We start from the raw sequence: 13,328 nt of genomic DNA, 5'->3' as shown, positions 1-13,328 counted from the left end.
GGAGCGCACGCTTGAGCGACCGGCCCGCGGAGCCGGCCGGCACTTCGGCCGCTTCCCCTTTGGCGGACCTGTGGCAACCTTTTGGCGTGGAGATGCATCCATGCCGGCATGTGCAGGAAAAAAATGCGAACCGTCCTGATCATTGATGACAACCCCGCGGTGGGCGAGGCGCTGTCGCTGCTGCTCTCGCTGCACGACATCCGCCCGCTGATCGCGGTCACGCCGCAGGAGGGCCTGGCGGCGCTGGACCGCGAGCTCGTCGACGTGGTGATCCAGGACATGAACTTCACCGCCGACACCACCTCGGGCGAGGAAGGCGTGGCGCTGTTCCGCGCGATCCGCCAGCGCCACACCGACCTGCCGGTAATCCTGCTGACCGCCTGGACCCACCTGGAAACCGCGGTGGAGCTGGTCAAGGCCGGCGCCGCCGACTACGTGGCCAAGCCCTGGGACGACACCAAGCTGCTGGCCACGGTGGAGAACCTGCTGGAGCTCTCCGAGTCCACCCGCGAGGTCAACCGCACCCGTCGCGAGCGCCGCCGTCGTCGCGACGTGTTGCGCCAGACCTACGAGCTGGACGGGCTGGTGTTCGCTTCCGACGCGATGGCGCAGACGCTGGAGCTCGCCTGCCAGGTGGCCCGCTCGCACGTGCCGGTGCTGATCACCGGCCCCAACGGCGCGGGCAAGGAGCGCATCGCCTGCATCGTGCATGCGAACTCGCCGGTCCGGAACGGGCCGTTCGTGGCGGTCAACTGCGGCGCGCTTCCGGGCGAGCTGATCGAGGCGGAACTGTTCGGCGCCGATGCCGGCGCCTACACCGGCGCCAACAAGGCGCGCGAGGGCCGCTTCGAGCTGGCCGACGGCGGCACGCTGTTCCTGGACGAGATCGGCAATCTGCCGCTGCCGGGCCAGGTGAAGCTGCTGCGCGTGCTGGAAACCGGGCAGTTCGAACGGCTGGGCTCGGGCCGCACGCGGCAGGTCAAGGTGCGCGTGCTCTCGGCGACCAATGCCGACCTCAAGGCGATGGTGCGCGCCGGCACCTTCCGCGAAGACCTTTATTACCGACTCAACGTCATCGAGGTGAACCTGCCGCCGCTGGCGGAGCGCACCGACGACATCGTCCCGCTGGCCGAATACTTCCTCGACGGGCGCGCCGAGCTCGGCGACGCCGCGCGCGAGGCGCTGGCGACCTATCCCTGGCCTGGCAACGTGCGCGAACTGAAGAACGCGATCGAACGCGCCGCGCTGCTGGCGACCGACGGGGTGGTGACGCCGCAACTGCTCAACCTGCCGCAGCACACGCCTGCGGTTGCGCGCAACCTGGACGAACCCAGCCGCGAGGCGGTAGAGACCGCGCTGCACCGCGCCGACGGCGTGGTCAGCCGGGCCGCCCAATCGCTGGGGCTGTCGCGCCAGGCGCTGTACCGGCGCATGGAGCGCTACGGGCTGGCGACGAGCTGACGGCGCCTGGCGCAGGGTGGGCTGGGGCCCTGCGCAAGGCTGGTGGGCTGAAGCCCACCCTGCAGTCCACAACGGCGGTTGCCGGTACGACGGGGGCGCGGGATGATCGACGCCAGTCCCCAAGGAGCAGGAACCATGCGTATCCGGATCATCGTGCTTGCCTCGCTGCTGGCGGCTGCCGGGGCCCACGCCCAGGCGGTGCCACCCTCCACCCAGCCCAGCGACAGCTGGAGCACCCCGGCGCCGGCTTCCACGGCGAGCTATCGGGCCGATGCCATTCCCGGAGTGAAGGAGAAGAAGTCCGCATCGCACTTCAAGTTCAAGGAGCGCGACAGCTATACCCAACCCCCGGGCAACGCGGCGCAGCAGCATTCGGGTCATGCCGCGGTCGGCACCATGGGCACCATGGATCGCAATGGCCGTCCGGCAGTCAACTGCCCGCAGACTCCGATGGATCCTGCGTGCCACTGACGCAACCGTCCCGGGGCCGGAGCGTCGCATGCAACTGAGATCGCTGCAGGTCCGACTGACCGGGCTGCTCTTGCTGGCGAGCCTCAGCGGCGCGCTGGTCTATGCCGGCCTCACCCAGTGGCCCATGCCCCAGGTGCTGGCGTGGCTGCGCCACGACCCGCGCCTGGGCGTCCATCTGCCGACCTGGCCGGGCATCTCCGGGAGCCTGCTCGCCACCATGCTGGTGTTGCTGCCGCTGGCGTTCTGGCTGGGTGGGCAGGTGATGTCGCCGATCCGCCGCCTGCTGCGTGCGCTGGAAGGCGCGGTGGCGAGTTTCCGCGACGGCGACTTCAGCTTCTCGATCGCGGCCGACCGGCGCGACGAACTCGGCGCGCTGATCCGCATGCACAACACGCTGGGCCAGACCCTGCGCGAGCAGCGCCAGCACCTGGTACAGCGCGAGTTGTTGCTGGACACGGTGGTGCAGCACACGCCCGTGTCGCTGGTGCTGGCCAACGCCCAGGGACGCATCGCCTACGCCAACATCGCCGCGCGGCACCTGTTCAATGAGGGGCGCAGCCTCAACGGCCTCGATTTCGGCGAGTTGCTGCTCAACGTGCCCGAGGCGCTGCGCCGCGCAGTGGAGAGCGGCGAGGATGCGCTGCTCAGCGTACCCATGGACGGCGCCGAGGAAACGTTCCACCTGTCCCAGCGGCTGTTCCGGCTGCAGGGACGGCCGCATAAGCTGTATTCGCTGCGCCGCATGACGCGCGAGCTGTCGCGCCAGGAAGTGGCGACGTGGAAGCGGGTGATCCGCGTGATCAGCCACGAGCTCAACAACTCATTGGCGCCGATTTCCTCGCTGGCGCATTCGGGCGCGGAACTGGCTCGCCGCGGCGACCTGGCGCGGCTGCCCGGCGTGTTCGCCACTATCGGCGAGCGCGCGCGCCACCTGCACGGCTTCATCGCCGGCTATGCCAGCTTCGCCAAGCTGCCGGCGCCGCAGCCTCAGGCGATCGACTGGCAGGCGTTCCTTGACAGCCTTGCGCTGCACTGCCGGTTCCAGTTGGCCGGGCCGGTGCCGACCGAGCCGGGCTGGTTCGACAAGGCGCAGATCGAGCAGGTGCTGATCAACCTGATCAAGAACGCGCACGAAGCCGGCGGCGCCGAGGACGGCGTGACGATCGCGCTGGCACAGGTCGGCCACGACTGGCGCATCGAGGTGGCCGATCGCGGTCCGGGCATGAGCGAGACTGTGCTGGCGCAGGCGCTGCTGCCGTTCTATTCGACCAAGCGCGCGGGCACCGGCCTCGGGCTGGCGCTTGCGCGCGAGATCACCGAGGCGCACGGCGGGCGCATCACGCTGGCCAACCGCGAGGATGGCGGCCTGCGGGTCAGCCTGCTGCTGCCGGCAAGAAACCAGTAGGAGCGCGCCGGTGCTGGACCGGCCCGTGGGCGCGCACAGGCGCGCCTTGCAGGCATCGCGCGCCTATACTGGTCGCTCAACCACAGGAGGGGGCCATGGGCAGCTGGATAATCGGCGTGGTGCTGGTGTTGCTGGTGATCATCGTGATCGCCAAGCTGGTGCGGATCGTGCCGCAGGGCTACGAATGGACCGTGGAGACCTTCGGTCGCTACACCCGCACGCTGAGCCCGGGCCTGCATTTCCTGGTGCCGTTCTACCAGGCCGTCGGCGCCAGGATGAACATGATGGAGCAGGTGCTGGACGTCCCCTCGCAGGACGTCATCACCAAGGACAACGCAGTCGTGCGCGTGGACGGCGTGGTGTTCTACCAGGTGCTGGACGCGGCCAAGGCCGCCTACGAGGTGGCCAATCTGGAGCAGGCGTCGCTGGCGCTGGTGATGACCAACATCCGCACGGTGCTGGGCTCGATGGACCTGGACGAGTCCCTGAGCAAGCGCGATGCGATCAATGCGCAGTTGCTGCGCGTGGTGGACGAGGCCACCCACCCGTGGGGCGTCAAGGTCAACCGCATCGAGATCAAGGACATCGCGCCACCGCGCGACCTGATCGATTCGATGGCGCGGCAGATGAAAGCCGAGCGAGAGAAGCGTGCCAACATCCTGGAGGCCGAGGGCTTCAAGCAGGCGGCGATCCTCAAGGCCGACGGCGAGAAGCAAAGCGCGATCCTGGCCGCCGAAGGCAAGAAGGAAGCGGCCTTCCGCGAAGCCGAGGCGCGCATCCGGCTGGCCGAGGCCGAGGCCGAGGCGACCCGGATGGTGTCCGACGCGATCGCCAGCGGCAACATCAACGCGCTCAACTACTTCGTTGCCAACAAGTACGTCGAGGCGCTGAAGGAAATCGCGCACTCGCCCAACCAGAAGATGCTGCTGCTGCCGATGGAAGCGACCGGCGTGATCGGTTCGCTGGCGGGCATCGCCGAGCTGGCCAAGGAGGCGATGTCGCAGCAGGGCTCGGCCAAGATCGTCCCGCCGCCGCGGTAGATTCCCGGTCGTTCCATTCCGGCGTAACGCTGCGGAGTCGACGGCCCGCGCGACGGCTCATCCCGAGGACCTGGCAGGAGCTCCATCGATGTCACTACTTTCCGCGCATCACCTGTGGTGGTTGCTGGCCTTGCTGCTGATCGGGCTGGAGGTCGCCCTGCCGGGCTACTTCCTGCTGTGGATCGGCATCGGCGCCGCGGCCACCGGCGTGCTGGCCTGGCTGGTGCCGGATCTTTCGCTGCTGGGGCAGGCGATCGCCTTCGCGGTGCTGGCCTTCCTCGCCTGCGCGGTCTACGCGTGGATGCTGCGACCGAAGCTCCGGCGCACCGAGTCCACCGGCGAGCGGCTCAACCGCCGCGGTGCGCAGATGGTCGGCCGGCGCTACGTGCTGATCGAGCCGATCGTCAACGGCCGCGGCAAGGCGCGCGTGGGCGATGGCGAATGGCTGGTCAACGGTCCGGACCTGCCGCTTGGCGCCACCGTCGAGGTAGTCGGCGTCGATGGCAATACGCTACAGGTGCGGCCCGCCGCATGAGTGGTTTGATCGCAGGCGCGGCGCAGGCGCCAGTCGATACGCGGATCGCCTTCCTGGTCGAGCTGGCGCGCCGGCTGCATCAATACGGCACCTCCGCGGCGCGCCTGGAGATAGCCATCGCCGCCGCCGCGCAGCGGCTGGCGCTCGTCGCGGACGTATGGTCCAGTCCGACCGCGATCATCATTTCCTTTGCCGACCCCAGCCAGAGCGAGGAAGGGCTGGCCCAGGTCACCCAGGTGATGCGGCTGCCACCGGGCGACGTGCACCTGGCGCGCCTTTGCGAGGCCGACGCGATCGCCGACCGCGCCATCGCCGGCGAGCTCGGCCTCCGCGAAGGCTTCCGCCTGTTGCGCGACCTGGGCCGGCCGGAGACGCGGCGTGCCCAGGCCGCCGTGGTCGGCAGCTACGGGCTGTCGGCCGCCAGTGTCGCGGCGCTGTTCCTGCACAGTTCCTGGGCCGACCTGGTGGTGGCCGGTGCGATCGGCCTGGTGATCGGCCTGATCACGGTGCTCTCGGGCACGCGGCCGCGGCTGGCCGCCGCCAGCGAGGCGATCAGCGCCCTGGTGGCGACCGCCGGCGCGATCCTGGTCAGCGCCTTCATCGTGCCGCTGGCGATCAAGTCGGTGGTGCTCGCGGCGTTGATCGTGCTGATCCCGGGCATGTCGCTGACCACGGCGGTGCGGGAGATTTCCAGCCAGCATCTGACTTCGGGCACGGCGCGCATGGGCGGGGCCATCGCCACCCTGCTCAAACTCACCTTCGGCACCGTGGCGGCCAGTCAGGTGTGCGCCGCGTTCGGCATCTACCCCGGCACCTTCGTGTTGTCGCCTCTGCCGCGATGGATGGATTGGCCGTCGTTGCTGATCGGTGCGCTGGGCTTTGCGATCCTGTTCCGCGCGGCGCGGCGCGACTGGCTGATCGTGATGGCGGCGGTGGTCGTGGGCTATCTGGCCACCCGCTGGGGCGGGTTGCTGTCGGGGGCGATTCCGGGGGCGCCGTTTGGCGTGTTCCTCGGCGGGTTGTTGCTGGGGGCGCTGGCGAATCTCTATGCGCGGTACATGCATCGGCCGGGGGCGGTGATACGCGAGCCGGGGATCATCCTGCTGGTGCCGGGCAGTGTGGGATTTCGCAGCGTGTCCTATCTGTTCGAGCGGGATACGACGCTCGGGATGGACAGTTTCATCCTGTTGATCACTTTGCTGATTTCGCTGGTGGCGGGGTTGTTGTTCGGTGACTTGCTGGTTTCACCCCGGCGGTCGCTCTAGAGCGAAGAGTTTTTCGCCCAGCGAATAGCTTTCGGACGCCCGTCGGCGCCCGAGTCACTTTCTCTTGCTTGCCCAAGAGAAAGTAACCAAAGAGAAGGGCACCCCGATGGCGCGCCTTAGGGCCTTCGGCCCCCCGGGTGCACGTGCGGGTGGCGGGGTTTTTCGACGGGGCTTCCTGCCCCGGCGAAAAACTGGCCGGCGTCCTGCCGGCCACCCTTCGGGCTGATCCACCACCCGCCCGCCGCGCCATAGGGGACCCGGGAAGCAAAGGCGCGGAGCTAGAGCGCCGAGCTGGCCTGCGCGCGCGCGGCGAAAGCAGATGGCTGGAAAGTTGGCGCTTGCCAAAGAGATGCGCCCTCTCCCTCCGGGGAGAGGGTTGGGGTGAGGGGTCGGGCTCGCCTTGGCGATCAGCGAAGGCGACGGGTCTTTCAGTCCTCGGCGTCCTCACCCCCATCGCCGCCATCTTCCTGCTGCAGATCCTTCAGCAACTGGAATATCTCCCGGTACGCCCGCGGCGGCTTGTTCGCCGCGCGCTCGCTGCGCGCCTGGCGGATCAGCGAGCGCAGGTGCTGGCGGTCGACGGAAGGGTGCTCGGCGATCAGCGTGGCAGCGGCTTCGTCGTCATCGAGAAGCCGTTCGCGCAGCGCTTCCAGGCGATGCATGGCGGCGGTTTCCTGGCGCTGGCGCTCGCGGTTCTCGCCGAGCTCGGCGCGCACGCTGTCGAACACCGCGTCCTCGTGCCGGCGCATCTTCTTGGCCAGGAACGCCAGCTGGCGCTTGCGCGCGATGTGCGAGCTGATCCGCCGCACGTTGGCGATCTCGTCGCGCACGTCTTCGGGCAGGTCGAGCTTGGCCAGGCGGCTGGGCTGCAGCTCGACCAGCTGGTTGGCGAGCGCCAGCACGGCGAGTGCCTCGCGGCGCTGCTGGGTGCGGCTAGGACCATAGTCCTGCTCGTCGAGTTCGGTCTGGTTGCGGCTGCGGCTCGGGCTCACTGGCTTTCCATGGAATCGAGTTGGCTGGGCGTTTCCAGCGCGAAGCGGGGCACGGGTTCGCCGTCGATCGTGACGGTTTCACTGAACATGGCCATCGGGCGCACCCACAGGCCGTGTTCGCCATACAGTGCGCGATACACGACCAGTTCCTCCAGCGTTTCGCTGTGGCGGGCGATGCCGAGCACTTCGTAGCGCTGGCCCTTGTAGTGTCGGTAGATGCCGGGGACCGGTGCCATGCGCGCTCCTTTTGATCGGGCAGGGGCGACCCCATCTCCGGAAGTCGTGCGTTTGTCGCCGCCCATTCTACCTGCCTGAAGGAACGCCCCGTGAGTGCAGCCGCCTTGACCGACGACACCAGCCATCAGGAACTCGACCGCCTGGCCGAGCTCGCCGAGGACGTGATCCGCCGCTCGCGCGCGGCGGGCGCCAGTGCGGCCGAGGTGGCGGCAAGCATCGACAGCGGTCTCAGCGTGAACGTCCGCCTGGGCGAGGTGGAGACGGTGGAGCATACGCGCGACCGCGGGTTCGGCCTGACCGTGTACTTCGGCCAGCGCAAGGGCACGGCCAGCACCGCCGACCTCAACCCGGCTTCGATCCAGGCCACGATCGACCAGGCCTGCGCGATCGCGCGCTACACCGAAGCCGACCCCGCCGCGGGCCTTGCCGATCCGGCGCGCATGGCGACGAGCTTCCCGGACCTGGACCTGTGGCATCCCTGGCAGGTCGACACGGCCGAGGCGATCGCGCTGGGCCAGCAGATCGAGGCGGCCGGCCGTGCGCACGCGGGCATCACCAATTCCGACGGGGCGGCGGTACAGGCGGGCCAGACCGTGTCGGTATATGCCAACTCGCACGGTTTCGTCGGGCGCGAGCGCGCCACGCGGCATGCGCTCTCGCTTTCGCTGATCGCCGGCGAGGGCGACGGCATGCAGCGCGATTACTGGTACGACTCGGTGCGCGACGCGAGCGACTTCATGAGCGCGCAGGCGCTCGGCGACAAGGCGGCCGAACGCACGCTGGCGCGGCTGAACTCGCGCAGCCTGGGCACGCGCCAGTGCCCGGTGTTGTTCGTGCCTGAACTCGCGCGCGGGCTGATCGGTCACCTGGTCAGCGCGGTGAGCGGCGGCGCGCTCTACCGGCAGGCCAGCTTCCTGCTCGACCACGCCGGCAAGCGGGTGATGCCCGAATGGATGAACATCGTCGAACGGCCATTCCTGCCGCGCGGCATGGGTTCGGGCGCGTTCGACGCCGAGGGCGTGGCCACCGCCGACAGCGCGCTCGTGGAGAATGGCGTGCTGGCGCGCTACATCCTCGGCAGCTACTCGGCGCGCAAGCTGGGACTGGAGTCGACCGGCAACGCCGGTGGCATCCACAACCTGCTGGTCGAGTCCGGCCCGGACGACTTCACCGCGCTGCTCCGGCGCATGGGCACCGGCCTGGTGGTGACCGAAGTGATGGGACAGGGCGTGAGCACGCTGACCGGCGATTACTCTCGCGGCGCGGCGGGCTTCTGGGTCGAGAACGGGCAGGTCGCTTTCCCGGTGGAAGAGATCACCATCGCCGCCAACCTGCGCGACATGTTCGCGGGCATCGTGGCGGTGGGCAGCGACGTGGACCGGCGGGCGCAGATCCTGACCGGCTCGATCCTGCTCGACCGGATGACGGTCGGCGGCCAATAGCCTTTGGCCTATGGCGTCGCCGCGTGGCTTTGCTAGCATCGCGGCACCGGCGACAGGCCGGCGTCATCGAAGGAAAGAGGAGCCTGGCATGAGCGTTCCACCCGATTCCGTCGTCCCGCCCCCGCCGCCTTCGGGCGAGCCGGTCCCGCCGCCCGAGCCGATCGATTCGGTCGGCATGCCCAGCCACGAGGAGCGCCAGTGGGCGCTGTTCGCGCATCTGTCCGCGCTGGTGGGCGGGTTGCTCACCGGCGCGTTCGCCGGCCTGGGCTGCTTCATCGGCCCGCTGGTGATCTGGCTGATCAAGAAGGACACCATGCCCTTCGTCGATGACCAGGCGAAGGAAGCGCTGAACTTCAACATCACCCTGGCCATCGTCGGCGTGGCGCTGTTGCTGCTGACCCTGGTCACCTTCGGCTTCGGCGCGCTGCTGACGGTGCCGGTCGGCATCCTGGTCGGCATCGCCTGGCTGGTGTTCACGATCATCGCCGCGATCAAGGCGAACGAGGGCGAGCGTTACCGTTATCCGTTCACGCTGCGACTGATCAAGTAAGTAACCCCACGCGCGGGCTCCGGCCCGCCGGATTGCCTGAGGGAGCGCAGCGATGCGCTCCCTTAGTCTTTCTAGTGGGAGCGATTGGCTGCGTAGTGCGCCAGTTCCCGGAGCAGCACGGCCTGATCGCCGAACGGGGCGATGGCCTGCAGCGCGGTGGTGGTGAGTTCGGCCAGGCGCGCGCGCGAAGCCTCCAGGCCGATGATCGAAGAGAAGGTCGGCTTGTCGGCCGCCGCGTCCTTGCCGGCCGTCTTGCCGATCACCGCCGATTCGCCTTCCACGTCGAGGATGTCGTCGCGTACCTGGAACGCAAGGCCGACAGCGCCCGCGTAGCGGTCCAGCGCATCGAGCGCGTTCGCGTCCGCGCCGGCGGCGAGGGCGCCCAGCCGCACGGCCGTACGGATCAGCGCGCCGGTCTTGCAGGCGTGCATGTGTTCGAGTTCGTCCAGCGTGAGCTTGCGGCCCACGGCCGCCAGATCCAGCGCCTGGCCACCCGCCATGCCTTCCGCGCCGCAGGCGCGGCCGAGCACGCGCAGCATCTCCAGCGTGCGCGCGGCGTCGGCGCCGGTGTGCGGATCGTGGGCAAGGATTTCGAAGGCCAGCGCCTGCAGCGCGTCGCCGGCCAGGATCGCCATCGCCTCGCCGTAGACGATATGGCAGGTTGGCCGCCCGCGGCGCAGGGCGTCATCGTCCATCGCCGGGAGATCGTCATGTACCAGCGAGTAGGCGTGGATGAGCTCCACCGCACAGGCGGGTGCGTCCAGTTCGATCCCGTCCATGCGCAGCGCATGGCCGGCGGCGTAGACCAGCAGCGGGCGCAGCCGCTTGCCGCCACCCAGCACGGCGTAGCGCATGGCCCGGTGCAATTCCAGTGGCGGCTGTTGCTCGGAGGGCAGCACGCGCGCCAGCGCGGCGTCGGCGCGCGCGGTCAGCGCGAGCAGCCGGGGGCCGAGTTGGAGCGGCGCGTCAGAGGTCGGATTCGAAGGGTTCGGCGTCGTCGGGCGCATCGGGATCGAGCAGCAGGCGTACGCGCAGTTCGGCCTTGTCCAGGGCCTGCTGGCAGTGACGGTAGAGGCCGATGCCGCGCTCGAACGAGGCCAGCGATTCGTCCAGGCTCAACTCGCCGCCTTCCATGCGCGCCACCAGCTGCTCGAGTTCGTCCAGCGAATGCTCGAAGTCGGCGACGGATGGGGTTTCCGCGGAGGCGGGAGCGGGTTTGGCCATGGGCCGCAACGCTAGCGCAGCAGGGGGTTGGAATCAATGTCCGGCGCGGAGCCGAAGCTTGGAACTCCCTTGCGGAAGCCCACTTGTGGGCGTGGCGGCTCGATATGAAAAGCATCGCCCAGGCGCGGGCTTCCGCGCGGGCGGGCGGCGCTCAGTCGGCCCGGATCCAGCGCGGCCAGGCGCCCAGCGCCTCGAACAACTCCGCGCCCGGAGCCGTACGCCACAGGTCGGCCACCGCAACCAGCTCGTCTCCGTCATAGAGCAGCGGACAGGCTTCGCGCTGCCATGGCGGAAGCGCCACCTGCTGGAACAGGTCGCGCAGCTCGCGCGTGTGGCGGTCGCCGACGGGCTTGATCCGTTCGCCACCCTGGCGCAGCCGCACGGTGAGAGGCGTAGGCAGGCGGCGGGCCGGAGCAAGCGAGAGATGGCCGCCGTCGGGCAGGGTCAACGCCTCGCCGTGCCAGCGGGCCTCCCAGCGCGGATCGAATGATGGCCGCGGCGCATGCGCCCATAGCCTCTCTTTCCAGATATGCAGCGCGGCCCCTGGCCAGCGCACGCACGGCTGTTGGCCTGCGCGGGCGTGGCACTGGCGCTCGATCTGCCGACGCTGCGCAGCGGTCGGTGCGGGCAGGCCCCGAGCGTGCAGCCAATGGTCGAGCAGCGGCTCGCGCAGTGCAGCGTCGAGGGCGAGCCAGCCTTGGGCATCGAGGCTGCCGCTGGCGGGGTCGTGCAGCGCGGCGAAAGCGTCCCGCCAACGCGCTCGCAAACTTTCATCCGCGGCGCGGCAGAGCGCGGCGCTGTGCAGGATGGAATCGGCGGCGTGCGGCCAGTGCCGGCGCAGGCGCGGCAGGATCTCGTGGCGCAGGTGGTTGCGCGCCAGGGTGGTGTCGCGATTGGACGGGTCATCGACGCAGGCCAGCGCGTGGGCTTCGACGTAGGCACGCAACACCTCGCGAGGCAGGTCCAGCAGCGGGCGCCAGAGGCAGCCACGACCCAGCGGGCGGATCACGCGCATGCCGCCGAGCCCCTGCGGACCGGCACCGCGAAGCAGCTTGAGCAGCACCGTCTCGACCTGGTCGTCGCGGTGATGTCCCAGCAACAGCCATTCGCCCGAACGCAGTGCGCCGGCAAAGGCGGCGTAGCGCGCGTGCCGTGCGGCCGCTTCCAGGCCTTCGCCACCGGCGCGTGCGACTTCGACCCTGCGCACCTCGCAGTCGATACCCAGCGTTGCGCAGAACGCCGCCGCCTGCGTGGCCCAGTCGCCGCTTTGCGGATGCAATCCGTGGTCCACGTGCAACGCGCGCAGGCCGCGCGCGCGCGCCTGAGGCAGCGCGGCCAGCGCATGCAACAGGGCGGTCGAGTCAGGCCCGCCGCTGAAGGCAACGCACAGCGGCCCGTCCGGGTGGCGGTCGAGGGCGTGGCCGAGCGTGTCGGCCAGCGTGCGCGGACTACTCACGGCCGGACGGTTTCTTCTTCTTGTTGCGCACGTAGATGTGCTTGCCGTTGCCGAGCTGGCGGTCTTCGGTCTCGAACAGCCCGATCGCGCCGATGAGGCCGCTCAACTTGCCGTAGCCCCAGTTGCGCGAGTCGAACTCCGGCGCGCGCTTGCTGACCATGCTGCCGACGGCGCCGAGACCCGCCCAGCCCGTATCGTCGGCGGCGTCCTCGATCGCATTGCGCAGCAGATTGACCAGCCGCGCGTCCTGGCGCAGCTCCTGCGTGTTCATGCGCTGCGCGGGCTCGGCGGGCTTCTCGTTGTCGCTGTCGGGTTCGCCGAGCACGTCGGTGTAGATGAACTTGTCGCAGGCGGCGACGAACGGCCCGGGTGTCTTGCGTTCGCCGAAGCCGTAGACGGTCAGGCCCGATTCCCGGATGCGGCGCGCGAGCGTCGTGAAGTCGCTGTCGCTGGAGACGATGCAGAAGCCGTCGAAGCGGCCGGTGTAGAGCAGATCCATCGCATCGATGATCATCGCCGAGTCGGTGGCGTTCTTGCCCTTGGTGTAGCCGAACTGCTGGATCGGCTGGATCGACAGGTCCAGCAGCCGGTCCTTCCAGCCACGCAGGTGGTTGTCCGTCCAGTCGCCGTAGGCGCGCTTGACGTGGGCGGTGCCGTAGCGGGCCACTTCGGCGAGGAGGCCCTCGGCCAGGCCGGGCTGGGCGTTGTCGGCGTCGATCAATACGGCGAGCTTGGCGTGGTCGGCCATGGCGATGCCCTTCGGGACGGACCCCGATAGTAACCGTGGGCGGGCGTGGCTCGTGTAGGAGCAACCGCGCGACCGCAGGCATCCCGGTCGCGCAGACGTACGCTCCCTGGGATCAGCGGCTGAAGTTGAGTTCGATGTTCAGGCCGCTGGGATCGGTGAGGAAAAGTTGCACCTGGCCGAGTTCGTCCACCCCGTCGACCTCGTATGCCAGCCCGCTCGCGTCCAGGCGCGCGCGGGTGACGTCGAGGTCGGTACAGGCGAAGGCAAGATGGTTGAGGTGGCCGGTTCGCGTGGGAACTGCATCACCCGGCCCTGCGACGGTCAGGTGCAGCACGTCGGTCTCGCCGGCGTAGAGCCAATGGCCGCGCGAGCCGGAGCGGAACGCCGGCCGCGGGCCTTCGCGCAGGCCCACCACGTCGATGTAGAAGCGGCGCAGGCGCTCGATCATCGCCTCGGGTGCGCGGATGTTGGCATGGGCGAGGCCGCGCACGCCGGTCATGGA

At 69.3% G+C, this 13,328-nt stretch carries 15 protein-coding genes; 8 read left to right on the top strand and 7 right to left on the bottom strand.

The annotated features are described in order from the left end of the window. Positions 1–123: 123 nt before the first annotated feature. The 6 genes from ACFWZ1_RS13615 to ACFWZ1_RS13590 all read left to right on the top strand — a co-directional run bounded on the left by ACFWZ1_RS13615 (position 124) and on the right by ACFWZ1_RS13590 (position 6,177). Positions 124–1,461 (top strand): sigma-54-dependent transcriptional regulator, encoded by a 1,338-nt coding sequence (locus tag ACFWZ1_RS13615; RefSeq protein ID WP_231321282.1) that lies wholly within the window; start codon positions 124–126, stop codon positions 1,459–1,461. Between the two features lie 135 nt (positions 1,462–1,596). Beyond that, positions 1,597–1,932, top strand: coding sequence for a hypothetical protein (locus tag ACFWZ1_RS13610; RefSeq protein WP_231321280.1), 336 nt, complete (start codon positions 1,597–1,599; stop codon positions 1,930–1,932). Between the two features lie 28 nt (positions 1,933–1,960). Next, positions 1,961–3,337: a sensor histidine kinase gene (locus ACFWZ1_RS13605; RefSeq protein WP_231321279.1), complete on the top strand. Its 1,377-nt coding sequence runs from the start codon at positions 1,961–1,963 to the stop codon at positions 3,335–3,337. A 95-nt stretch (positions 3,338–3,432) separates the two neighbouring features. Beyond that, positions 3,433–4,377 carry an SPFH domain-containing protein gene (locus tag ACFWZ1_RS13600; RefSeq protein WP_231321278.1) on the top strand — a complete coding sequence of 315 codons (945 nt, stop codon included), beginning with the start codon at positions 3,433–3,435 and terminating at the stop codon, positions 4,375–4,377. An 88-nt stretch (positions 4,378–4,465) separates the two neighbouring features. Continuing rightward, entirely contained in the window at positions 4,466–4,912 is a 447-nt protein-coding gene (locus tag ACFWZ1_RS13595) for an NfeD family protein (RefSeq protein WP_439666786.1), read from the top strand. Beyond that, positions 4,909–6,177: a threonine/serine ThrE exporter family protein gene (locus ACFWZ1_RS13590; RefSeq protein ID WP_439666785.1), complete on the top strand. Its 1,269-nt coding sequence runs from the start codon at positions 4,909–4,911 to the stop codon at positions 6,175–6,177. Before ACFWZ1_RS13595 ends, ACFWZ1_RS13590 begins: the two co-directional genes overlap by 4 nt. A gap of 428 nt (positions 6,178–6,605) precedes the next feature. On the opposite strand, the gene yjgA is transcribed toward ACFWZ1_RS13590, so the two are convergent. Beyond that, positions 6,606–7,169 (bottom strand): ribosome biogenesis factor YjgA, encoded by a 564-nt coding sequence (gene yjgA / locus ACFWZ1_RS13585; RefSeq protein ID WP_439666784.1) that lies wholly within the window; start codon positions 7,167–7,169, stop codon positions 6,606–6,608. Continuing rightward, positions 7,166–7,405 carry a DUF1653 domain-containing protein gene (locus ACFWZ1_RS13580; protein WP_439666783.1) on the bottom strand — a complete coding sequence of 80 codons (240 nt, stop codon included), beginning with the start codon at positions 7,403–7,405 and terminating at the stop codon, positions 7,166–7,168. Before ACFWZ1_RS13580 ends, yjgA begins: the two co-directional genes overlap by 4 nt. A 90-nt stretch (positions 7,406–7,495) precedes the next feature. Between ACFWZ1_RS13580 and pmbA the strand changes: the two genes are divergently transcribed. Further along, complete coding sequence (gene pmbA / locus ACFWZ1_RS13575; protein ID WP_439666782.1) at positions 7,496–8,848, top strand: metalloprotease PmbA; 1,353 nt, start codon at positions 7,496–7,498, stop codon at positions 8,846–8,848. Between the two features lie 88 nt (positions 8,849–8,936). Next, positions 8,937–9,398, top strand: a complete 462-nt coding sequence (locus ACFWZ1_RS13570; RefSeq protein ID WP_231321272.1) for a DUF4870 domain-containing protein — start codon at positions 8,937–8,939, stop codon at positions 9,396–9,398. A gap of 71 nt (positions 9,399–9,469) precedes the next feature. Here ACFWZ1_RS13570 and ACFWZ1_RS13565 read toward each other — a convergent pair whose 3' ends face one another. From ACFWZ1_RS13565 to ACFWZ1_RS13545, 5 genes are all read right to left on the bottom strand, one after another. Continuing rightward, on the bottom strand, positions 9,470–10,405 hold the full coding sequence (locus ACFWZ1_RS13565; RefSeq protein WP_439666781.1) for a polyprenyl synthetase family protein: 936 nt from the start codon (positions 10,403–10,405) through the stop codon (positions 9,470–9,472). Continuing rightward, positions 10,365–10,622 carry an exodeoxyribonuclease VII small subunit gene (locus tag ACFWZ1_RS13560; RefSeq protein ID WP_231321270.1) on the bottom strand — a complete coding sequence of 86 codons (258 nt, stop codon included), beginning with the start codon at positions 10,620–10,622 and terminating at the stop codon, positions 10,365–10,367. Before ACFWZ1_RS13560 ends, ACFWZ1_RS13565 begins: the two co-directional genes overlap by 41 nt. Before the next feature lie 151 nt (positions 10,623–10,773). Further along, entirely contained in the window at positions 10,774–12,078 is a 1,305-nt protein-coding gene (gene tilS / locus ACFWZ1_RS13555; RefSeq protein WP_439666780.1) for a tRNA lysidine(34) synthetase TilS, read from the bottom strand. Beyond that, a complete protein-coding gene (locus tag ACFWZ1_RS13550) occupies positions 12,071–12,826 on the bottom strand; it encodes an NYN domain-containing protein (protein WP_231321269.1) in 756 nt (251 codons plus the stop codon). Before ACFWZ1_RS13550 ends, tilS begins: the two co-directional genes overlap by 8 nt. A gap of 112 nt (positions 12,827–12,938) precedes the next feature. Then, positions 12,939–13,325 carry a VOC family protein gene (locus ACFWZ1_RS13545; RefSeq protein ID WP_439666779.1) on the bottom strand — a complete coding sequence of 129 codons (387 nt, stop codon included), beginning with the start codon at positions 13,323–13,325 and terminating at the stop codon, positions 12,939–12,941. Between the last annotated feature and the right edge of the window lie 3 nt (positions 13,326–13,328).

Origin of the sequence: Frateuria sp. GZRe14 (assembly GCF_051900395.1) — a bacterium.
Taxonomy (GTDB): domain Bacteria; phylum Pseudomonadota; class Gammaproteobacteria; order Xanthomonadales; family Rhodanobacteraceae; genus Frateuria_A; species Frateuria_A edaphi.
Note: the sequence above shows the minus strand (reverse complement) of the source record. Positions and strands in the feature narration are given on the sequence as shown.